We start from the raw sequence: 20,388 nt of genomic DNA on the forward strand, positions 1-20,388 counted from the left end.
TGTGGGCGGCGGCGCTCCCAGATCACGCGCAGCGCGCTCCCACGCCCGTCACGGGGGTGTGAGCCGGGCTCTGACCAGGGCGAGGGCGACGCCGCGATCCAGGCGGCTGCCCTGGTCGTAGCCGTCGGGGAAGCCCGCGCCGAGCGCGTCGCGCAGGGCGCCGGTCAGCCGTACGACGTCGGGGTGGCGGGCCCCGGCGCCGCCCCGCAGCGCGTGGGCGGCGCCGAGCACCTTCGCCGCGCCGGACGGGTCACGCCGGAGGCCGAGTTCGGCCACCCCGACCGCGACCAGGCCCACCAGAGGCAGGTCCCGGCAGCTCGCGGCCAGCTCGAACGCCTCCGCCAGTTGCTCGCGCGCCCCGTCGAGGCGGCCCTGCGCCATGGCGAGCCGGGCGGAGGCGAGCAGGAACAGCACGGTGGACGACGGGTCGGGCGTGCTGCCCGGCCGGGCGGCCCGCTCCAGGTGCCGGGCGGCGGCGGCGAGATCGCCGTCGGCGCGGGCCAGATCGGCGAGCAGCACCTCGGCCCGGCCGGCCAGCGGCGCCGCCGGGTTTCCCGCCAGCACGCCGTGGAGCTCGGACCTGGCCCGATCCAGGTCTCCGATCTGGACGCGGAGCAACGCCAGCCAGACCCGGTCGCCGTCGCCGGTGCCGAGCCGGCGGGCCAGGCGCACCGACTCCTCCAGCGCCGCGATGCCCGCCTCGGCCTCGCCCAGCGTGCTCTGCGCGAAGGCCAGATGACTGAGCGAGACGGCCAGCCCCCACCGCTCTCCGGTCTGCCGGAACGCGGCGACCGCCGCCTCCAGGTCGTCGCGCATCGCCTCCATGTCGCCGAGGCTGCCGTCCAGCGCCGAACGCAGGAACCACAGCAGCGCCCGCCACCACGGGTCCGGGCAGGGCTCGCCCGCTTCGATCGCGGCGAGGCCGGCGGCCGCCTCCCCCGTGACGGACGCGACGCCCGCCCGGATCACGGTCGCGATGACGGGATCGGCGTCGCGTGCGAGCTCCCTGAGACGGCCGGCCTCCGCACTCGCCTGTGTCGGGTCGCCGGACAGGATCACGTTGAGCAGGTACGCGGCCGCCACCTCGGGGTCGTCGGTGACGTCCAGGACCAGGCGCAGCCACGCGGCGGCCTCCGCGTGGTCCTCGCCGATCGTCCAGAAGAAACTCAGCGCGCGGCCCAGCCGGGCGGCGGTCGAAGGGTCGCCGATGTCGCGGATGTAATGCAGCGCGGCGAGCAGGTTGTCGCGTTCGGCGCGCAGTGCCTGCAGCCCGGCGAGCTGGCCGGGGCCGCGCAGCTCGGGGGCGGCGCGCTCGGCCAGATCGAGGACGTAGGCGGCGTGCTCGGCCCGGGCCCGCGCCGGCTCGCCGGACTCGGCCAGCCGTTCGAGCGCGTACTCCCTGATCGTCTCCAGCATCCGGTACCTCGGGCCCTCGGTGAACTGGAGCAGCGACTTGTTGGCCAGCTCGTCCACCAGCGGCGCCGCGTCGGCGGCGAACGTGCCGGGGAAGACCGCGAGCCGCTGCGCCGAGCGGCGCTCGTCGTCGGTGAGCAGCTCCCAGCTCCAGGCGACGACCGCGCGCAGGGTGCGGTGGCGGGGCAACGCCGTACGGCTGCCGCCGGTCAGAACCCGGAACCGGTCGTCCAGGCGCGCGGCGAGCTGGCCCGCCGTGAGGAACCGTAGCCGGGCGGCGGCCAGCTCGATCGCCAGGGGCAGACCGTCGAGACGGCGGCAGATCTCGGCCACGGCGTGCTCGTCGTCGGGAGAGAAGTCCGGGCGGACGGCGGCGGCCCGCTCGGCGAACAGGCGCGCGCCCTCGTCCGGCGGCAGCGGCCGGACCGGGAACAGCGCCTCGCCGAGGATGCCGAGCGGTTCGCGGCTGGTCGCCAGGACGCGCAGTTGGGGGCAGCGGCCGAGCAGGTCCTCGGCGAAGCGGGCGGTCGCCTCGACCAGATGCTCGCAGTCGTCCAGCACGATCAGCGTCTCGGCGGCCGGGAGGGCGGCGGCCAGCCTGCCCAGCTGGTCGCGGGGCCGGGCCTGGGCAGGCGCCGCCGTCTCCAATGCGCCCGCCACGGCGTGCACCAGGTCGTCGGGGTCGGTCACCGGCGCCAGTTCCACCAGCCACACCCCGCCGGGTACGGCCAGCTCCCCCGCCGTCTTGGTGGCCAGCCTGCTCTTGCCGACGCCGCCGGGGCCGACCAGTGTGACCAGGCGGTTGTCCCGCAGCCGCGCGGCGATCGCGGCGCGTTCCTCTGCCCGGCCGACGAAGCTGGTCAGCGGCGCGCGCAGATTGCCGCGCGCCCCGGCCGCCTCGCCGCGCAGGACCGCGAGGTGGGTCGCCTGGAGTTCGGGGCCGGGGTCGGCGCCCAGTTCGTCGGCGAGCAGGACCCGGAAGCTCTCGTACGCCTCCAGCGCCTCGGCCTGTCGGCCCTGCCGGTGCAGCGCCTGGACCAGCAGGGCGCGCGGCCGCTCCCGCAGAGGGTGGGCGGCGGTGAGCTCTTTCAGCTCGGCCACCAGCGGGCCGGGCTCCGCACCGCGCAGCAGGTCGGCGCGTACCCGGTCCTCGACGGCGGAAAGGCGCAGCTCGGTGAGCCGTACGGCGTCGGCCACCTCGCCCCGCCACAGCGCCAGCGCCTCCCGCAGCAGTGCGGCCGCCTGGTCGGGCCTGCCCTCCTGCAGGGCGTGCCCGCCTTCGTGGGCCAGCCGTTCGAAGCGGGTCGCGTCCACGGCGTCGGGCGGCACGTCCAGGCAGTAGCCGCCCGGACCCTGCCGCAGGACGCCGCCGGGCAGCGCGCGACGCAGCCGTGAGACCAGCGACTGCAGCGCGTGCGCCCGATCGAGTGGTCCGCCGTGCGGCCACAGCGCCTCGGCCAGGGAGTCGACCGGGACGAAACGCCCCGCGTCGAGCGCGAGCAGGGTCAGCAGCGCCCGCAGGCGAGCACCGCCGATCCGCACGGGCCCACCGTCGGTGACCACCTCCAGCGGTCCGAGGACGCCTACCCGCACGACTCCCCCGTTCCCGACCTTTCGCCTGGTCGTAGCGTATCCAGTGGCGCGGCTATCCTGTCGCCATGGTGATCGCGGAGACGACCGTGCCGTGGGTGCCGGTGGCGCACCGCTTCGAGACGGTGGTGTCGCGGCGGGTGCCGCCGGTCGAGCAGGTCACCACCGCGTTCGTGCTCGCCCGCGACGGCGCCGGGCGCACACTGCTCACCTACGTGGACCGTCCCGGTCGAGGCTGGGACGTGCCCGGCGGCCACCTGGATCCCGGTGAGAGCGCCGCCGAGGCGGCCGTGCGCGAACTGGCGGAGGAGACCGGGTTCGCACTGGCGGCCGGGCAGTTGTCGGTGCTCGGCTTCCACCGGATCACGCTGGAGGCGCCGCCGCCTGCGGGCTACCGGTATCCGGCGCTGGCCCACCTGGTGTTCTTCACCGCGACGGTCGAGGGCGACGGTGCGCCGACGCGGCCGCCCGCCGGGACGGAGAGCACCCGGGCGGGCTGGCTGACTCCGGCCGAGGTGGAGCGGGTCTGCGGCGACCGCATGTGGATCGCGCTCTGGCGGGTCACTGCCTGAGCAGCGCGCCGAGCCGCCGCAGCGAGCGCCGGGCCAGCAGGACGCTGACCGCGTGGGCGAGCGGCCAGCCGGGCAGTGCCCAGCGGGGCACCTCCAGCCGCTCGGCCCAGATCACCCGGCAACCGTCCCCGCGTGGCGTCACTCTGACGGCGCCGAGGCCGCGCACCAGTGTGCCGGTGTGGCGCACCTCGACCACGTGCGGCGGCTCGAACCGGGTGATCGTCATCGGGTCGAGGAAACCGAACGGCCTGAGGCCGGTGTAAGCGGCGATCTTGCCGGGCGCGACCTGCCAGGCGTCGGTCATGAACATCCACTCGCGGTGCCTCGGCCAGTCGGTGATCAGCGCGAAGGCCGCCTCGGGCGGGGCGTCGACGTGCACCTCGGCGGCCACGTACCGGATCACGGTCGAAGTCATGCGGCCAGCGTAGAAGGATCCGGCCTTTGACTCATGACATAACTCACTGTAGTCATGACTTTACTTAGTGCTTACAGTGGTGTTTCGGCTCTCGGCGCCCGGAGGGGAAGGGGAGCGCATGACGGTACGGCCGGGCGCGGAGCTCGTCACACCGTGGCCGTTGCGCAGCAGCCCGTACGTGGATCGGGCCCGCAGCGCCGCCATCGACTGGATGCGATCCTTCGGCCTGATGCGGGACGAGCACTCCGTCCGGGAGTTCACGGACCGACGGCTGGCCGAGGCCGCGGGCTTCTTCTACCCGGACGCCGGCGCCGTCGACAGCGCGGTGGCCGCGCAGCTGATGGGCTGGTGCTTCCTGCCCTTCGACGACCGGCCCGGAGCCTCCCGCCACTCCGGGCTCAGTCCCGACGTGTGCGGACGGCTCGTCGCCGTCGTCCACGGCGAGAGCGCGGGACGGCCGGGCTCCCGAAGCGTCGTCGCCTTCGAGGACCTGTGGCGGCGGATGACCCGGGGCATGTCCGCGTCGCTGCTGGCCAGGCTGCGCCGCCACTGGTCGTCGTACTTCTCCTCGCGGCTCTCCGGGGCCGTCGACCGGCGCCCGCGCCGCACCTTCACCGACCTCGACGCCTACTTCTCGCTGCGGGCCGCCACCACCTGCGCGCTCGGCCAGAACGACCTGGCCGAGCACTGGGGCGGCACCGAGGTGCCGCCCGCGCTGTGGCACCATCCGCTGCCGGCCCGGATGCGCGGGCTCGTCGCCGACCTGGTGGCCCGCCGCGCCGACGGCACCGGCCCGCACGCCTGCGGTCGCGGCGACGCGGCCCAGCGCACGGTCGACCGCCTGGTGGTGCTGGAGGAGACGGCGCTGCCCCGGCTGGCCCGCCGGCTCGACCCCGGCCACCGTACGGCCCTGCGAGGCTACGCCGACATCCTCCACAACCGGATCGTCGGCGACCACGAATGGCGGCGGCTGGTCACGCCCGCCGATCCGTGATCAGCGGAAGTCGGCTGCGTGGTCGGCCACCCACTCGCGGAACGTGCGCGCGGGCCGCCCCGTGACCTCCTCGACGGTGGTCGTGCCCGGGCCGGGGAAGCTCACCATCTGGGCGTACCCGTCCAGGACGAGATCGACGAGCTCTGCGGGCTGCCACGCGAGCATCTCCTGCCGCGCCGTCTCCACCGGGATCTCCTCCCACCGCAGCGGACGCCCGACCACCTCGCCGATGGTGCGGACCTGCTCGACCTGGGTCAGCGGTTCCGGCCCGGTGAGGACGAGGTCACGCCCGCTGAGGCCGTCCCGGGTCAGCGCCCGTGCGGCGACGGCGGCGATGTCACGCTCGTGCAGGAGGGTCATCGCCGCCTCTCCGTACGCGCCGCGCACCACGTCACCGGCCTGGAGCTGCGGCAGCCATCTCCGGATGTTGGTCGCGAAGCCGTGCGGGCGCAGCATCGTCCACTCCACGCCGGAGTCCTTGATCGCCTGTTCCACCTCGGCATGCCAGCGGCCGATCATGTCGGTCTGTTCGGCGATGTCGTCGCGGACCGCCCCCGAGGACAGGAACACCACCCGCCGCGCGTGCTCCGCGATCAACTTCATGATCTTCGGCGCGACCTCGGTGGTGGGCAGCGGCCACAACAGGAACACCGCCTCGACCCCGTGCAGCGCCTCCCGCAGGGACTCCGGCACGCTGAAGTCGCCGCGCACGACCTCGGCCGCACCCGGCAGGGCCGCCCTGGCCGGGTCACGAGTCAACGCGCGGACGCTCACGCCGAGGTCGAGCAGTTCGGTCACCACCTGACCGCCGACATTGCCGGTCGCACCGATTACCAGAATCATCGTTCGTCACTCCTCAGTGATCTGCTCGCCCACGACAGTGCGCAGCAGGCGATATCTCGTGAATCCACCGGACCGCACGCCCGGGAACTCCTGTACGGCGCGCCAGGCAGGTCCGCTCCCCACCATGCCGCGCCCCGATCCGGCCAGGGCGTCGCGGTGGGAGTCCTCGTCGGTCCATTCGGCGTAGTTGAGCACCCGGGCGCCGTCGGTACTCACGTGGAAGTGGCCGGAGATGCCGCCCGGGTGCGGCTCCGGCTCGGCCGCCACCGCGTTCAGGACGGTGTCGATCCAGCGCCGCTGCCGCTGCGCGTCGGGACCGTCGAACTCGACGTCCACCACCACGACGCAGCCGGGGACCGGCCGGTCGGCCCGGCTGAGGCTGCGGTACACGCGGTACTCGGCCGCCACCGAGCCGGTGACGTCGGCGACGAATCCGCTGTCCAGCGGTCCGGCGCACTGGAGGTAGCCGAGCACCGCACTGCCGTCCGTGCCCACCAGGACGGTGAACGAGACGAGTTCCCTCGGCCACGGGAGCCGTTCCAGCCGTGTGAGCATCCGCTCGGCCTCGGCCGCGCCACCGCTTCCCCGGGTGACCAGGACGGTGTCCACGTCCGACCGGGACAGATCTGGCATGTTCCTCATTTCCTCTCTCTTGCCTGGGTCAAGGCCGCATACAGCGCGTTCTCCGACTGGGATCCGGTCAGCGGCGGCAGGCCCCCGACGCGGAACACCGGGACGCCGGTGACGCCGAGTCCGCGCACCCGCTGGAGTTCGGCGCGCAGCACCTCGGGCGGGTACCCGCCCGAGGTGACACCGGCCTCGGCGGCCAGCTCCGCGAGAGTGGCCGGGTCGCCGATGTGCAGCCCGTCGGTGAAGTGCGCGCGGAACAGGCGTTCCACGACCTGCTCCGCCCGGCCCTGCCGCGCGGCCGCCGCGATGAGCCGGTGGGCCTCGAAGGTGCCGGTGGCGATGGCGCTGCCGTAGTCGAGGACCACCCCCTCCAGGGCGGCGCTCTCGGCCAGGTGTGCGGTCGCGGCGACGGCGTCAGGGCCGAAACTCCGTTCCAGTACGGCCAGCAGCGGCCACCCTTCGGTGGAGGCGCCCGGCGCGAGCTCGAAGGGGAGGAAGCTCACCAGCACTTCCGCCCCCTCGCTCCGCGCACGGGCCGCCGCGCGGGCGAATCGGGTGTAGCCCAGGTAGGAGTGGGAGCAGATGACGTCCAGGACGATCTCCACTCGGACGGGTCGCCGTGTCATGGGATCCTCACGCTGCGTTGGTGACGGGCTCGGCGGGGGCGCTGTCGCGCAGCGGGACCTCGCGGATGAACCAGGTGAGTGCGAAGGCGGCCAGGCCGAGGACGGCCGCGCCGACGGCCATGGCGTGGATGCCGCTGGTGACGGCGGTGCGCACGGCCTCCCGTACCGGTGCGGCGGACTGTTCGATCGACGCGGCCGTCAGCCGGGAGGCGAGCTGCGCGCCGGTTTCGGCGCCGAGCCGCTCGATGAGCGTCTCCTGCAGCCGGCCGGTGTACAACGCGCCGAGCGCGGCCACGCCCAGGGAGGCCCCCATCGTGTGCCAGAGGTTGATGGAACCGCTGGCCGCCCCCAGATCGCGCGGTTCGGCGCTGTTCATGGTGATGATCATGGTGCCCTGCATCAGCAGGCCCACGCCGACGCCGCCGATCAGCGTGAGGCCGGAGGCGAGCGCCAGATCGGTGTCGGGCCGCAGGACGAGCAGGGCGAGCATGCCGACGGTGAGAGCGGCGCCGCCGGCGATGGGGTAGATCCGGTAACGGCCCGTCCGGCTGATGATCCGGCCGCTGCCGAGCAGCACCGCGACCATGCCGAGCATCGCGGGCAGGATCAGCATGCCGCTGGCGGTGGGCGAGGCACCCAGCACCAGCTCCATGTACTGCGGCAGGAAAGTGACGGCGACCACCATCCCGGCCCCGCTGAGGAACCGCGCGACCTGTGCGAGGGTGAAGTTGCGGTCGGCGAACAGCCGCAGCGGCACGATCGGCTCGGCGGCCCGCCGCTCCACGTACACGAGTGCGACCAGTGCCACCAGCGCGGTCACCGCAAGGGCGGCGATCGGCGCGGAGATCCAGGCGTGTCTGGTGCCGCCCCAGCTCGCGATCAGGCCCAGCGCCACCAGCGCGACGGTCAGCAGCGCCGCCCCCGCGTAGTCGATGCGGGCCGCGACGCGCCGGGGTTCGGTCCGCAGGGCGAGGCCGATGATCAGCAGGGCGGCCGCTCCGATGGGCAGGTTCACGTAGAAGGCCCAGCGCCAGCTCAGCTGCTCGGCGAACAGGCCGCCGAGCAGCGGTCCTGCGATGAAGGCGACGGGGATCATCGTCCCGAAGATCCCCATGAACCTGCCGCTCTGCCTGGGTGGCATCAACTCGGCGATGAGGGCCATGGCCCCCACCATCAGACCTCCCGCGCCGAGCCCCTGGACCGCGCGGAAGACGATGAGCTGAATCATGTCCTGCGACGCGCCGGACAGGCCGGAGCCCAGCAGGAACACCGCGATCGAGATCATGTAGACGGGCTTGCGCCCATAGAGATCGCCGAGCTTGCCCCAGATGGGGGTCGCCGCCGCCATACAGATCAGATAGGCGGTCGTGACCCAGGAGAAGTGCTCCAGGCCGCCCAGTTCACCCACGATCGTGGGGAGGGCGGGGCCGAGCATCATCCCGTCCAGCGGGGCTGTGACCATGCCGAGCATCACCCCGATCAGCCCGACTCGAAGCGAACGATCCACTGCTTCCTCCATTCGCGTACCTTGTACTCGAAATGGACCATACTCATTCGAGTACGATGTACGCAAGTGGGAGGGTGGCGGGATGTCCGACGAGGAACTCATCAGCATCTGGATGCGACCGGAGCGTACCGAGCGCTCGGGGCCGGGCCGCCGGCCCGGATTCAGCCGGGAGCAGATCACCCGGACGGCCGTCCGGATCGCCGACGCCGACTGCCTGGACGCCGTGACCATGCGCCGCATCGGCGGCGAACTGGGCACCGGTGCGATGTCCCTCTACAGGTACGTCCCACGACGCGACGACCTGTTCGACCTGATGTACGACATGGTGCTCAGTGAGATCGAACTCCCGGAGAAGCCGTCGGGCGACTGGCGCGCCGATCTGTCCCTCGTCGCCCACGGCAGCCGCGCCGTCGGCCTGCGGCACCCCTGGCTGACCGTGCTGGCCAGCCGCCGCCCGACGCTGGGGCCCAACGTCCTGCACGTGAACGAGTTCGCGCTGGGCGCCCTGGAGGGCATGGGCCTCGACATCGATGAGATGGCCGGATTCGTCGGCATGGTCAACGACTACGTGGACGGCGCGACCCGCCGCGAGATCGGCTGGCTGGAGGAGGCCCGCCGCACCGGAATGGACCCCGAGCGGTGGAAACGCGATTACGCCGGGCCGTACGTGCGTCAGATCCTCGATTCCGGCGCCTATCCCCTGTTCGGCAGAACCGTCCGGGAATCCAAAGCCGTCCACCTGCCCGCCGACGAGGCTTTCCAGATCGGGCTGGACCGCGTGCTGGCCGGAATCGGCGCACAAATACCCGATATAAAGCGGGGATAAAAAGGGTGGCTAAGGTGGTTCTCCAGCGTTGATCGCCACCCAGAGAGGACCGCCGTGCACACGACGATCCTGATCACCTCCCCGGACGGGTTCACCGCGCCGGGACTTGAGCTCTTCCAGTTCGCGCCCATCATTCCCGGCGGGGCCGGACTGGTTCACCAAAGCGGTGCTGATCGTGATTCTCAGCGCCGTCGCCGTCATCGCCTTCTCCCGGCCCGCCCTGGTACCCCGTGGAATTCAGGGGGTTCTACGTCTTCGTCCGAGACCAGGTCGCCCGGCCCGCCCTCGGCCGGTGGATGGGATTACTCCTCGCCGTCTTCCTCACCGTACTGGTGTGGAATTTCGCGAGTGGCCTGGAAGATGTGCACTGAGCCGGTATGACCGTTGAATCCTGAATGGTCACCTCCAGTCACGTGACCCTGCCACGCGCGCCCCGGTCAGGGTCCTCGAACAGGTGTTAGATGGACATCGAAGGCTCTGACCGCTGGGGACGGCCTGCGAAGATCGTCGGCCGCTCGCCGGCCTCGTGCGCCCCTCCACCCCCATGTCAGGGAGGATCTCGTGACATCCGGGCACATCATCCTCGACCCAACCGGCACCCGCACCTACTCGCAGTTCGACGAACTGCGCGACCTCGGCTCCGCCGTCCTCGTCGAACTGCCCGCCGGGGTGATCGCCTGGTCGGTCAGCCGAGGCGACGTGGTCAGGAAGCTGCTGACCGATCCCCGGGTCTCCAAGGACGCCCGTGCGTCCTGGCCCGGTTACCAGCCGTACCGGATCGCGTGGCTGACCGTCTGGGTCGACGTCATCAGCATGCTGACCTCGGACGGCCCCGACCACAAACGCCTGCGCGACCTGGTCGGCAGGGCCTTCACCCCGCGCCGCGTCGAGGCGCTGCGGCCCGCCGTCGAGGCGATCGTCACCGACCTGCTCGAAGACCTCGGCACCGAGCCTCCGGACGTCACCGTCGATCTGCGCGAGCGCTTCTCCATCCCGGTGCCCTCCGGCGTCATCTGCGACCTGTTCGGCGTCCCCGACCCGCAGCGTCCCAACATCGTGCGGCTCATGGACTCCGTACTGGACACCAGCCTGACCGACGCACAGGCCGACATCGTCAGGCGGGCGCTGTTCGCCGCGATGAACACGCTCATCGACGGCAAACTCGACACGCCCGGCGACGACATGACGAGCCTGCTGCTGACCGCCCACACCGACACCGGGGCGGCGCTCAGCCGGGACGAACTCGTCAGCACCCTGATCCTCATGATCGGCGCGGGCAGCGAGACGACGGTGTCGCTGATCAACCATGCCGTGGTCGCGCTCCTCACCCACCCGGGCCAGCTCGCCGCCGTCGCCGCCGACCCGGCACGCTGGAGCGACGTCATCGACGAGAGCCTGCGCCAGCATCCGCCCGTCGCCCATCTGCCGCTGCGCTACGCCACCGACGACATCGACCTCGGTGACGTCGTCATTCCCGCCGGGGACCCGATTCTCATCGCGTTCGGCGCACACGGCCGCGACCCTCGCACCAACCCGGACCCCGACGTCTTCGCCATCGACCGGGCCGACCGCGAGCATCTGGCCTTCGGCCACGGAATCCACTACTGCCTGGGCGCCCCCCTGGCCCGGCTGGAGGCGAGCGTCGCCCTGCCCGCCCTGTTCCGCGCGTTCCCCGGCATGCGGCTCGACTGCCCTCCGGAGGATCTCACGCCGCAACCGTCGTTCATCACCAACGACTACCGCAGGCTCCCGGTCACCCTGGGGCCGCGCCCTACGGCCCCGTTCACCTCGGCCGACGCCGATCGAGATGACATGTAGGAGATTTCCTACATATAGTGGGGTGCATGAACATCACGCATGCCACGACCGTCACGGTGCCCGTCACCGACCAGGACCGCGCGAAGGACTTCTACGTCACCGCCCTCGGCTTCGAGGTCGTCGTCGACCGGCAGATGGGGCCGGTGAGGTGGCTCCAGGTCGCCCCGAAGGGCGCCCAGACCGCGTTCACCCTGGCCACCGCCGAGCAGGGCTTCGCCCCCGGTAGCGCGACCGGGATCATCCTGGAGACCGCCGACCTGGACGCCGACTGCGCCGAACTGGTGAAGTCCGGCGCCGCCGTCCAGGGCCCGACCGATCTGCCCTGGGGCCGCCAGGCCACGCTCACCGACCCGGACGGCAACGGCTTCGTCCTCTCCGCCGGATCAGGAGCACGTCATGTCTGAGGTCGCACGCCGCTACGCGCGGCTCGCGGACGGCTTCCTCTCCCGGATCCGGGCCACCCCCGACCACCTGTGGGAGGCCAAGAGTCCCTGCCGGGGCTGGAACGCCCGCGACGTGGTCGCGCACGTCGTCAACGGCCATCGCGGCGTGCTCTCCGCCGTCCACGGGATCCCGCCGGCCGCCGCGCACGGCGTCGGCGTCTCCTCCATGGCCGACGCGCCCGCAGTCGAGCCCGGCGCCGACCTGGCGGCCGCCTTCATCGCCTGCCGCGACGGCATCCTGGAGGTGCTCCGTACCCCCGACCTGGCCGCACGGCGCATGCCCGGCGGACCCCTCGGCCCCGTCCCCGTCGAGCGGGCCATCGACGTCGTCGGGGCCCTCGAACTGCTGGGACACACCTGGGACCTGGCCCGCGCCACCGGCGGCGACGAGCGCCTCGACCCCGAGGCGGTCGCCCGCACCCACCGGGCTCTGCTCCCCTGCCACGCGGAACTCCTGGCCACGGGCGCGTTCGACGCGAGCGTCCCGGCACCCGAGGGCGCCGACGCCCAGACCGCGTTCCTCTGCTTCATCGGACGCGGCTGAAAAGCGGAACCGCTGCGAGGAGCACGGCGCCTCCGGCCACCAGGGCACCGGCCCAGGGCAGGTCGTGCAGGGCGAGGCCGACGGTGAGGGCTTGGCCGCCGAGCTGGGAGCCGCCGGCGATGCCGAGGTTGAAGGCGGAGGCGCCGATCGCCGTGACCAGGGTGGGAGCCTCGGGTGCGGCGGCCAGGGCCCGGTCCTGCAACAGCGGAGTGAGCGCCGCGGCGATCACGCCGAGGGCGAGCACGGTGGCGGCCGCCGCCCACCCGACTCCGCTGGTGCACGTGAACACGGCCAACGTGCCCGCCAGGGCCGTCAGCAGGGTGCGCAGTCCCGCCCACGGGGCGCGGTCGGCCAACTGGCCGCCGAGGACGTTGCCCCCGATCGCACCCACCCCGAACAGGGCGAGCAGGACCGTGACCGAGGCATCGGTGAAGCCGCTGACCTGCCGCAACAGCGGGGCGATGTAGGTGTAGGCGGTGAACAGTCCGGCCTGCGCCAACACGATGACCGCCAGCACCAGGGCCGCCTTGGGCCGGAGCATGCCCCGTACCTCGGCGCCGGGGCGGGCGACCTCCTGCGGTGCGGGCGGCCGTACGAGTGCGGTCCCGGCGCCGAGAACCAGCACGGCGAGGGCCGTGATCGCCCAGAAGGTGGCACGCCAGCCGAACTCGTCGCCGAGCCAGGTCCCCAAAGGCGCGCCGAAGGCGGTGGCCAGGTTCCACCCGGCCGTCACGACGGCGATGGCGCGGCCACGTTGCGTCGCGGGTGTCATCGCCACCGCGATCGTCAAGGCCACCGCGAAGGCCGTGCTGTGGGTGAGCGCGGTCAGCATCCGGGCCGCCATCAGGGCGCCGAAGCTGCCCGCCAGCGCTGCGGCGAGATTTCCGGCGACGAACACGCCCAGCAGGACCAGCAGTGCGCGGCGGCGCGCGAGACGCAGCATCCCGACCGTGACCAGCGGTCCGGCGACGGTGACCACGAGGGCGTACCAGGTCACCAGGGATCCCACGGTCGGCAGCGGGCGCCGCAGATCCTCCGCCAGTTGGGGCAGCAGCCCGACCACGACCCACTCGGCAGTGCCCACGACGAACACACACGCGGTCAGCACCGCCAAGGAGGCCACCCGGCGCGGCGCCGAGAACAGGGGTGACTGGGGCGCCGAGGGCGTTGTGTCGGTGGTCATGGACGAGACGCTAATGTCTCACATCGATGTGAAAGTCAAGGGGCTCCGGAGGGCCTGAGATCTCCGTTCGCGCGTCTTCGGACGGCGGCGCCGGGCTGGTCGGGTGTTCCCTGGTCGGGCCAGGCGACGTCGTCGACCGCCAGGAACGGCTCGTGGGCCACCGCCGCAGGGGTGACCCCGGCGAACTCCATGACGTCCCGATGCAGGTGGGACTGATCGGCGTAGCCGCCGTCGGCCGCGACCCCCGCTGCGGCATGCCCTGCGGTCAGGCGGTGGGCGGCGTGGTCGAAGCGGACCAGCTTCGCGGCGCGCTTGGGCGGCAGGCCGATCTGCGCGTGGAATCGCGACCACAGGCGCTTGCGGCTCCATCCGAGCTCGGCCGCCAGCGACTCCACCCGAACCCGGCCTCGGCCGACCACCATCCGGTGCCAGGCCCAGGCCACCTCCGGCTCGACCGGCGCCCCTGCCTCACACCGGCGGCCCAGCAACGTCTCGATCAACGCGAAGCGATCCTGCCAGGAGACCTCGCCCAACTGCTCGCTGATCCGTGACGCCTGCCTGCCCCACAGGTCGTCCAGCGTCACCACGCAGCCGTCGAGCTCGGCCGGGCCGACGCCCAGGATCGCGCGGGCCACCACAGGTGACAGACGCGCCTGCACACACGCGATGTTCTGGCCCCGCACCCACACCGCGCCGCTGAGCCCGATCCCGGCGACGAGACTGCCCCGGTGACGCCGCCCGGTGGCGTCCTCGACGACGGGCAGGCCGGCCCCCAGGTCCAGAACCAGTGTCACGGCCGGGTGCGGAATCATGCGGTGGCCCTCGGGATCCATGCCCAGGTCGCGGAAGCCGGCCATGGTGACACCCGGCACCCGGCTGCGCCGTACCGAGGACGCGGCGTCCCACGCGACGGCATCGTCACGTTCGCGCACGTTGGACCGCATGCTCCCATGCTAGGGGAGCCGCGCGAAGGGAACATTCGTCCAATCCACCGGCGTACGCCGACGGCGACAGTGGGCTCATGACCATTCCTGACGGCACCTCCGAAATCCTGACCCTGGACGACGGCGACGTCCATGTGTGCCAGGACGGCCCCCCACGATGCCCCCGCACTCGTTCTCATCCACGGGTCCGCCGCCTCGGCCCGCTCGTGGGACGCGCTGGTTCCGATGCTGACCGGATCCCATCGCGTCATCCGGATCGACCTGCTCGGGCACGGCCGATCGGCCAAACCGGACGGCCCCGGCTACGCGACCTCGGACCAGGCACGTCGGGTCGGACAGGCACTCGACCTGCTCGGCGTCAAACAGGCCGTCATCGTCGGCCATTCCAGCGGCGGCGTGGTCGCCACCGCCCTCGCCGAGCGACGACCCGAACTGGTGACCGCGCTCGTCCTCATCAACACCGGACCGAGCCTGGACGCCTTCATCGAGGCGGGGTCGGCCGCCGTCGGCCTCACGCAGTGGCCGCCGGCAGACGAGCAGATCCGCCGGTTCGCGAGCACCGGATTCAGCCGCGCCGGCGCGCGGATCCCGCAACAGCTTCTGGACGAGATGCGCGCCATGACGTACCACACGCTCACCGCGACGATGCAGGCCACAACCGACTACCTGAAGCAGCAGCCGCTCCCGGAGCGGCTGGCGGTGCTCGGCAAGCCGCTGCTGGTGATCTTCGGCGAGGACGACCGGAGGTGGCGCTCCTCGTCCGCCGCCGACTACCGCGTCGTTCCCGGCGCGAGGGTCGAACTGCTGCCCGGACTCGGGCACTCGCCCATCCTGGAGGATCCGCAGCGGACCGCCGCACCCCTGCTGGCCTTCGCCGAGATCCACGCCGCCGCCTCGACAGCACGATGACCACCACCGACCTCGCCGAGCCGATCGAGCGAAAAGATGCCGATGAGGATGCCGGTGCGGTAGCGGGACCCAGCGTGGCACGGCTGTTGCGTCCACATCTGCGGAGTTTCGCGGCCGTGGTGATCCTGCAAGTGATCGGCGCGCTCGCGGGTCTGGCACCGCTGCTGGCGGTCGTCGAGCTGGGCCGTACCCTGCTGTCGCCCGGCCCGATCGACCACGCTCACGTCCGCACCGTGGTGATCGCGGGTGCGGCCGGTCTGCTCGTCCGGCTGCTGTTCACCGCCGCTGCGGCGGGAGCCGGGCATCTTCTCGACAATCGGGTGCAGCTGGCGTTCCGCCGGCAGTTGGCCGCGTCGCTGGAACGCGTCCCGATCGGCTGGCTCTCCCGGCGCCGCACCGGCGAGCTGGCCAAGGTGGTGGGCGAGGACGTGAGCGCCGTGCACCCGTTCATCGCCCACGCCCCCGGCGAGCTCGTCGCCGCGTTCGTGGTGCCGCCGGTGTCGCTGGTCTACCTGTTCACCGTCGACTGGCGGCTCACGCTGATCACGCTGATCCCGGTGGTGCTGGCGATGGCGCTGATCCCGCTGCTGATGCTGCCCGCCAGGACGCGAGAGCAGGAGGCCTACGACGCGGCCATGGGCCGGATCGCCGGTTCCGTGGTCGAGTTCGTGCAAGGCATCTCGGTGGTCAAGGCGTTCGGTGGCGCCGAGCGCGCCCACCGCGCGTTCCTGACGGCCGCCGACGACTTCGTCGGCGTCTTCTCCCGCTGGGTGCGCGGCATGTCCGTGATCGCCGCCGGGATGCAGCTGGTGCTGTCGCCGCCGTTCGTGCTGCTCATCGTGCTGATCGGGGGCACGGCGCTGATCACCTCCGGCGGCCTGGCCTCGGCGGACCTGCTGCCGTTCCTGCTGCTCGGACTGGGACTGACCGCTCCGGTGGCGGCGCTCGGCCACGGTTTCGACGATCTGCAGAGCGCCGGTCGCGCGGTCGGCCGGATCGAAGACGTCCTCGCGGTCCGGCCGCTGCCCGAGCCCGCCCACCCGCGCGCGCCGCAGGGGCACCGGGTGGAACTGCGCGACGTCCGCTTCGCCTACGACGCCGGCCGCGAGGTGCTGCGCGGCATCGACCTGGTACTGGAGCCGGGGACGGTCACCGCGGTCGTCGGGCCGTCGGGAAGCGGCAAGTCCACGCTGGTCCAGCTGCTGCCGAGGTTCTTCGACCCCACCCACGGCTCGGTCCTGCTCGGCGGCGTCGATCTGCGCGAGATCGGCAGCCGGGAACTGTATCGGCGGGTGTCCTTCGTCTTCCAGGACGTCCGCCTGCTGCGCGCCTCGGTCGCCGACAACATCGCGTCGGCGGTGCCGCAGGCCGGTCGCGACGACGTGGTCCGCGTCGCCCGGCTGGCCGGCGTCCACGATCGCGTCCTGCGACTGCCGCGCGGGTACGACACGGTGCTCGGACAGGAGGCCAAGCTGTCCGGAGGCGAGGCGCAGCGGATCTCGATCGCCCGCGCGCTGCTGGCCGACACGCCCGTTCTGGTGCTGGACGAGGCGACCTCCTTCGCCGACCCGCAGACCGAGCAGGCGGTCCGCCGGGCCCTGGCGATGCGGGGCGGCGACCGTACGGTCGTCGTCATCGCCCACCGGCTGGAGACCATCGCCGCCGCCGACACCGTCGTGGTGCTGGAGGACGGCGCGATCGTCGAGCGCGGCAGTCCCGCCGACCTGCTGGCACACGGCGGAAGGTTCGCCGCGCTCTGGCGATCCCACCGATCGGCCGAGATCGAAACCCATGGTGGCGTACCGCGAGGAGAGGAGCCCCGATGATCCGAATGCTGCTGCGCGTGCTCGGAGACGAGTACGCGCGGGCGATGCGCCGCACCGTGATCCTGATGACGACCACCGCGGTGGTCGAAGGTCTGTCCTACGCGCTGCTGGTCCCGGTACTGCGGGCGCTGCTCGGCGGCACGCCTGCGGACGCCGTGCCCTGGCTGGTGGCGTTCGGGGCCGCGGTCGCCCTCTACGCCGTGCTGCGCTATGTCAGCGACTTGTCCGGCATGCGGGTCGGGACCACCATGTTGCGCGGCATGTATCACCGGCTCGGCGAGCACCTGGCCCGGCTCCCCCTCGGCTGGTACGACGCCGGTCGTGTCGGCGAGGTGTCCGCCCTGGCCGGCCGCGGCCTCCTGCAAGCCATGGGCGTGGCCGCACATCTGCTGGCACCGTTCATCTCCGCCCTGGTCACGCCGCTGACCATCGTGGCCGTGATGGCCGCCTTCGACTGGCGGATGGGGCTGGCCGCGTCGCTCGCCGCCCCCGTCGTGGCGGCGATCCAGTCCCGGACGGCACGCGCGACGGCCGCCGCCGACGCCGAGCGTCACGAACGCGACCGGGAGGCCGGCGGGCGCGTCATCGAATTCCTCCAGGCCCAGCCGGTGTTGCGGACCGGCGAACGCTTCCGGCTGCTCGACGACTCGCTGCTCGACGCCCAGCGGGCCTCCCGCCGTACCGTGCTGGCGACGTTGCCCGGTGTCGTGGGGCTCACGATCACCGTGCAGGTGGGCTTCACCGGGCTCCTGGTCCTGGGCGCCTACCTCGCGCTCGACGGGCACATCGGCGCGGCGGAGATCCTGGCGATCCTGGTGCTGGCCGCCCGTTGCGCCGACCCGCTGCTGTCACTGTCGGACATCGGCGGCAAACTGCGCGGCGCGCGTGCGGAACTGGCCAGACTTGAGAAGGTGCTGAGCACCGAGCCGCTGCCGGAGCCTCGCGAGCCGATCCAGCTGGCACACCACAGCCTGGAATTCGACGCCGTCACCTTCCGGCACGGCGGTCACACCGTGATCGACGAGGTGTCGCTCACCGTCCCCGAGGGCCGGCGGCTCGCGGTCGTCGGGCCGTCCGGCGCGGGCAAGAGCACACTGCTGCAGTTGCTCGCGCGCTTCTACGACGTGGACGCCGGCGCGGTGCGCGTGGGAGGCGTGGACGTGCGCGCGATCAGCACGGAGGCGTTGACGGCACGGATCGCCGTCGTCTTCCAGGACGTCTACCTCTTCGACGGCACCATCGAGGAGAACGTGCGCCTGGGCCGTCCCGACGCCGACGAGGCCGAGGTACGGGCCGCGGCGACCGCGGCACAGCTGGACGAGGTGATCGAGCGCCTGCCCGGCGGCTGGGCGACGAACGTCGGGGAGGGCGGCGCGCTGCTGTCCGGTGGTGAGCGCCAGCGGGTGTCGATCGCGCGGGCGCTGCTGAAGAACGCCGCCATCGTGCTGCTCGACGAGGTGACCTCGGCGCTGGACCCGGTCAACGAGGCGGCCGTCCACGCGGGCATCGAACGTCTGATGGCCGGTCGGACGGTGGTGATGGTGGCCCATCGCATGCGCACCGTCCGACGCGCCGACCGTGTCGTCTTCCTGGACGGCGGCCGCGTCGCGGAGGCGGGCACCCACGACGAACTGCTCGACCGGCGCGGCCGGTACGCCGACTTCTGGAACATCGCCACGGCTCCCGCTACGAGGGCCTGAGCCGGGGCGCCGCCGGCGACCTCGCGTAATCAGGCGAGCGCACCGTGACTGCGAGAGCCGCGCATGTCGCCTACAGCTTCTCGACCTGGTGGAAGGGCACCTCGATGTCTTGGTCACGTCCGAAGACCGAAAGGGCAACGGTAAGCATGCGCCCATCGACGTCGATTCCCTTGACCGTGCCAGGGAACGCGGCGAAAGGTCCGTCAGCCACCAGCACCGCATCGCCGACCACGAACGTCAAGGGTACGGCTTCCGGCGGGATCGTCGGGACGCCGTCGGGCTCGCCGAGTACAAGCATGTCGGCCATAACGCAGGCGACGCCGTCATCCTCGGTTCGGCCGATCCACACCGGATAGGCTCCGTCCCCCCAGCCGCTGGTGAAGGCGATGAGGTTGGCACCCGAGGCGGGCTCGTCCACCTCTGCCACATGATCACGCACCTCGGGAAGCCGACTGTCAGGCTCGCCGAGGTAGGCCAGGCCGTCCGCTGCGGCACGGTCGACGAAGCAGGCCATGCCGGTGTCGACGGCGAAGCAGAACGCTTCTCCGTCGGGAAGTGTGCGCACGTCCTCCCCGGGCCGGGTGGCAAGCTCCCAGGAGATCACGGGCGCATCATCGATGACCAGCCAGGCCGCAGCGACTCGGCCCTGCGCCGGAGCGCCCTCTCCGACCACCGTCAACATCACGGGGTAGTGCCCCGGTGGCACCCGCACGGCGAAGGGCTTGGCGTCCGAGACCGTGTAGGGATCGCACGCCACCAGCTCACCGGTCGGCACGCGCAGCGTCCCGGCCGGCCGGGACTCCAGACGAGCACCCGGGCTGGCGGTGCTGAATGCCGGATGGGCGATCACCAGGCGCTGATCCACTCGCAGCGGTTGCGGCGGCTGCCAGACCGGCGCGTCGAAAGGGACCACGGCCACACCGTCCGGAGGCGCCGAAGGCGCGAACGGCGTACTGGCCGGCAGGTCCAGTGGCAGCAACGGAAGAGGCAGCCAGGGCGAAGCCGCGTCCCCTTCAGCGAGCTCCACGACGATCTCGCGAAACAACGCCGCGTCGCCCATACTGCCAGCGACCTCCTCGATCTGGTCGGCGCCGAAAAAGGCCAGCCCGGCCCAGTTACCGAACCACGGCGCCGCAAGGCGCAGCCGATCGGTTGCGGCCGGGACCAGCCCCGAACTCTGCGACCGTCCCGGGCGCCCCGCCGTGACCTGCACATAGCCCTGTCGCGCCGCATGGCGCACCCTCGTTCGCCTGGCCGCCGCACCGAACTCCGCCACCGCCACCGCCGGGTATCTCCAGGAAACCTGCTCGACAAGCAGCAACTCGTCGTCCAACCGGCGGAAGTCACGCTTCACAACGCGACGTCGCTGATCATCGAACCCCCATGTCACGCACACGCCCTGACGCCAGCCCACCTCGAACAGCGCCTGCACGCGATCTCCGAGGAACAGCAGCGCGGCGTACTGCTCCCCGGTCTCATCTCTTCGTCGCGCCTCGTCGGGGGACAACGGACCGACCACCGCGTGCCGGACAGGTTCCCATCCCTCGCAGTACACCACCCCGATCGGCCCGGACTCGCTCAGCATCGCCTGCACGACCTCTCCCC

Annotated in this window: 19 protein-coding genes; 10 read left to right on the top strand and 9 right to left on the bottom strand. The window is 72.2% G+C overall.

The genetic code is table 11. The features are described from left to right. Positions 1-48: 48 nt before the first annotated feature. The gene (locus tag ABD120_RS17450; RefSeq protein WP_343950956.1) at positions 49-3,006 is read right to left on the bottom strand and encodes an ATP-binding protein; all 2,958 of its coding nucleotides are present in this window, start codon (positions 3,004-3,006) and stop codon (positions 49-51) included. Between the two features lie 65 nt (positions 3,007-3,071). Between ABD120_RS17450 and ABD120_RS17455 the strand changes: the two genes are divergently transcribed. After that, entirely contained in the window at positions 3,072-3,575 is a 504-nt protein-coding gene (locus ABD120_RS17455) for an NUDIX hydrolase (protein WP_343950957.1), read from the top strand. Here the strand turns inward: ABD120_RS17455 and ABD120_RS17460 are convergent. Continuing rightward, positions 3,565-3,990, bottom strand: coding sequence for an SRPBCC family protein (locus ABD120_RS17460; protein ID WP_343950958.1), 426 nt, complete (start codon positions 3,988-3,990; stop codon positions 3,565-3,567). The two genes, ABD120_RS17455 and ABD120_RS17460, sit on opposite strands and share 11 nt — an antisense overlap. A gap of 118 nt (positions 3,991-4,108) precedes the next feature. On the opposite strand from ABD120_RS17460, the gene ABD120_RS17465 reads away from it, so the two are divergent. Continuing rightward, on the top strand, positions 4,109-4,984 hold the full coding sequence (locus tag ABD120_RS17465; protein WP_343950959.1) for a terpene synthase family protein: 876 nt from the start codon (positions 4,109-4,111) through the stop codon (positions 4,982-4,984). On the opposite strand, the gene ABD120_RS17470 is transcribed toward ABD120_RS17465, so the two are convergent. Genes ABD120_RS17470 through ABD120_RS17485 form a run of 4 tightly spaced genes read right to left on the bottom strand, consistent with a single transcriptional unit; the run spans position 4,985 to position 8,590 of the window. After that, positions 4,985-5,827, bottom strand: coding sequence for an SDR family oxidoreductase (locus ABD120_RS17470; RefSeq protein WP_343950960.1), 843 nt, complete (start codon positions 5,825-5,827; stop codon positions 4,985-4,987). A gap of 6 nt (positions 5,828-5,833) precedes the next feature. Then, on the bottom strand, positions 5,834-6,460 hold the full coding sequence (locus ABD120_RS17475; protein ID WP_343950961.1) for a hypothetical protein: 627 nt from the start codon (positions 6,458-6,460) through the stop codon (positions 5,834-5,836). 5 nt (positions 6,461-6,465) lie between these two features. Then, on the bottom strand, positions 6,466-7,083 hold the full coding sequence (locus ABD120_RS17480; protein WP_343950962.1) for a DsbA family oxidoreductase: 618 nt from the start codon (positions 7,081-7,083) through the stop codon (positions 6,466-6,468). Between the two features lie 7 nt (positions 7,084-7,090). Then, positions 7,091-8,590, bottom strand: coding sequence for an MDR family MFS transporter (locus tag ABD120_RS17485; protein ID WP_343950963.1), 1,500 nt, complete (start codon positions 8,588-8,590; stop codon positions 7,091-7,093). A gap of 82 nt (positions 8,591-8,672) precedes the next feature. Here ABD120_RS17485 and ABD120_RS17490 point away from each other — a divergent pair, with 82 nt between their 5' ends. The 5 genes from ABD120_RS17490 (at position 8,673) to ABD120_RS17510 (ending at position 12,221) form a co-directional block, all read left to right on the top strand. Continuing rightward, positions 8,673-9,416, top strand: a complete 744-nt coding sequence (locus ABD120_RS17490; protein WP_343950964.1) for a TetR/AcrR family transcriptional regulator C-terminal domain-containing protein — start codon at positions 8,673-8,675, stop codon at positions 9,414-9,416. A 230-nt stretch (positions 9,417-9,646) separates the two neighbouring features. Next, on the top strand, positions 9,647-9,787 hold the full coding sequence (locus ABD120_RS17495; RefSeq protein ID WP_343950965.1) for a hypothetical protein: 141 nt from the start codon (positions 9,647-9,649) through the stop codon (positions 9,785-9,787). Between the two features lie 190 nt (positions 9,788-9,977). After that, positions 9,978-11,234, top strand: a complete 1,257-nt coding sequence (locus ABD120_RS17500) for a cytochrome P450 family protein (RefSeq protein WP_343950966.1) — start codon at positions 9,978-9,980, stop codon at positions 11,232-11,234. Between the two features lie 26 nt (positions 11,235-11,260). After that, positions 11,261-11,638: a VOC family protein gene (locus tag ABD120_RS17505; RefSeq protein ID WP_343950967.1), complete on the top strand. Its 378-nt coding sequence runs from the start codon at positions 11,261-11,263 to the stop codon at positions 11,636-11,638. After that, positions 11,631-12,221: a maleylpyruvate isomerase family mycothiol-dependent enzyme gene (locus tag ABD120_RS17510; protein ID WP_343950969.1), complete on the top strand. Its 591-nt coding sequence runs from the start codon at positions 11,631-11,633 to the stop codon at positions 12,219-12,221. Before ABD120_RS17505 ends, ABD120_RS17510 begins: the two co-directional genes overlap by 8 nt. Here ABD120_RS17510 and ABD120_RS17515 read toward each other — a convergent pair. Next, on the bottom strand, positions 12,205-13,404 hold the full coding sequence (locus tag ABD120_RS17515) for an MFS transporter (RefSeq protein WP_343950970.1): 1,200 nt from the start codon (positions 13,402-13,404) through the stop codon (positions 12,205-12,207). The genes ABD120_RS17510 and ABD120_RS17515 overlap by 17 nt on opposite strands. A gap of 35 nt (positions 13,405-13,439) precedes the next feature. After that, entirely contained in the window at positions 13,440-14,348 is a 909-nt protein-coding gene (locus ABD120_RS17520) for a helix-turn-helix domain-containing protein (protein ID WP_343950971.1), read from the bottom strand. A 132-nt stretch (positions 14,349-14,480) separates the two neighbouring features. Here ABD120_RS17520 and ABD120_RS17525 point away from each other — a divergent pair, with 132 nt between their 5' ends. From ABD120_RS17525 to ABD120_RS17535, 3 genes are all read left to right on the top strand, one after another. Continuing rightward, positions 14,481-15,257, top strand: a complete 777-nt coding sequence (locus ABD120_RS17525) for an alpha/beta fold hydrolase (RefSeq protein WP_343950972.1) — start codon at positions 14,481-14,483, stop codon at positions 15,255-15,257. Between the two features lie 116 nt (positions 15,258-15,373). Next, positions 15,374-17,083 carry an ABC transporter ATP-binding protein gene (locus ABD120_RS17530; RefSeq protein WP_343950973.1) on the top strand — a complete coding sequence of 570 codons (1,710 nt, stop codon included), beginning with the start codon at positions 15,374-15,376 and terminating at the stop codon, positions 17,081-17,083. Continuing rightward, positions 17,080-18,783: an ABC transporter ATP-binding protein gene (locus tag ABD120_RS17535; protein ID WP_343950974.1), complete on the top strand. Its 1,704-nt coding sequence runs from the start codon at positions 17,080-17,082 to the stop codon at positions 18,781-18,783. Before ABD120_RS17530 ends, ABD120_RS17535 begins: the two co-directional genes overlap by 4 nt. A 70-nt stretch (positions 18,784-18,853) precedes the next feature. On the opposite strand, the gene ABD120_RS17540 is transcribed toward ABD120_RS17535, so the two are convergent. Further along, positions 18,854-20,368 carry a DUF4241 domain-containing protein gene (locus ABD120_RS17540; RefSeq protein ID WP_343951021.1) on the bottom strand — a complete coding sequence of 505 codons (1,515 nt, stop codon included), beginning with the start codon at positions 20,366-20,368 and terminating at the stop codon, positions 18,854-18,856. Positions 20,369-20,388 lie beyond the last annotated feature (20 nt).

The organism is Nonomuraea longicatena (genome assembly GCF_039525605.1).
GTDB classification, from domain to species: Bacteria; Actinomycetota; Actinomycetes; order Streptosporangiales; family Streptosporangiaceae; genus Nonomuraea; species Nonomuraea longicatena.

What these genes read in the sequence shown, in the direction of transcription:
- ABD120_RS17510 (WP_343950969.1), top strand. Translation starts at nt 11,631, where the DNA reads ATGTCTGAGGTCGCACGCCGCTACGCGCGGCTCGCGGACGGCTTCCTC.
- ABD120_RS17525 (WP_343950972.1), top strand. Translation starts at nt 14,481, where the DNA reads ATGTGTGCCAGGACGGCCCCCCACGATGCCCCCGCACTCGTTCTCATC.
- ABD120_RS17475 (WP_343950961.1), bottom strand. Translation starts at nt 6,460, where the DNA reads ATGCCAGATCTGTCCCGGTCGGACGTGGACACCGTCCTGGTCACCCGG.
- ABD120_RS17465 (WP_343950959.1), top strand. Translation starts at nt 4,109, where the DNA reads ATGACGGTACGGCCGGGCGCGGAGCTCGTCACACCGTGGCCGTTGCGC.
- ABD120_RS17490 (WP_343950964.1), top strand. Translation starts at nt 8,673, where the DNA reads ATGTCCGACGAGGAACTCATCAGCATCTGGATGCGACCGGAGCGTACC.
- ABD120_RS17535 (WP_343950974.1), top strand. Translation starts at nt 17,080, where the DNA reads ATGATCCGAATGCTGCTGCGCGTGCTCGGAGACGAGTACGCGCGGGCG.
- ABD120_RS17460 (WP_343950958.1), bottom strand. Translation starts at nt 3,990, where the DNA reads ATGACTTCGACCGTGATCCGGTACGTGGCCGCCGAGGTGCACGTCGAC.
- ABD120_RS17505 (WP_343950967.1), top strand. Translation starts at nt 11,261, where the DNA reads ATGAACATCACGCATGCCACGACCGTCACGGTGCCCGTCACCGACCAG.
- ABD120_RS17520 (WP_343950971.1), bottom strand. Translation starts at nt 14,348, where the DNA reads ATGCGGTCCAACGTGCGCGAACGTGACGATGCCGTCGCGTGGGACGCC.
- ABD120_RS17455 (WP_343950957.1), top strand. Translation starts at nt 3,072, where the DNA reads ATGGTGATCGCGGAGACGACCGTGCCGTGGGTGCCGGTGGCGCACCGC.
- ABD120_RS17515 (WP_343950970.1), bottom strand. Translation starts at nt 13,404, where the DNA reads ATGACCACCGACACAACGCCCTCGGCGCCCCAGTCACCCCTGTTCTCG.
- ABD120_RS17470 (WP_343950960.1), bottom strand. Translation starts at nt 5,827, where the DNA reads ATGATTCTGGTAATCGGTGCGACCGGCAATGTCGGCGGTCAGGTGGTG.
- ABD120_RS17540 (WP_343951021.1), bottom strand. Translation starts at nt 20,368, where the DNA reads ATGCTGAGCGAGTCCGGGCCGATCGGGGTGGTGTACTGCGAGGGATGG.
- ABD120_RS17480 (WP_343950962.1), bottom strand. Translation starts at nt 7,083, where the DNA reads ATGACACGGCGACCCGTCCGAGTGGAGATCGTCCTGGACGTCATCTGC.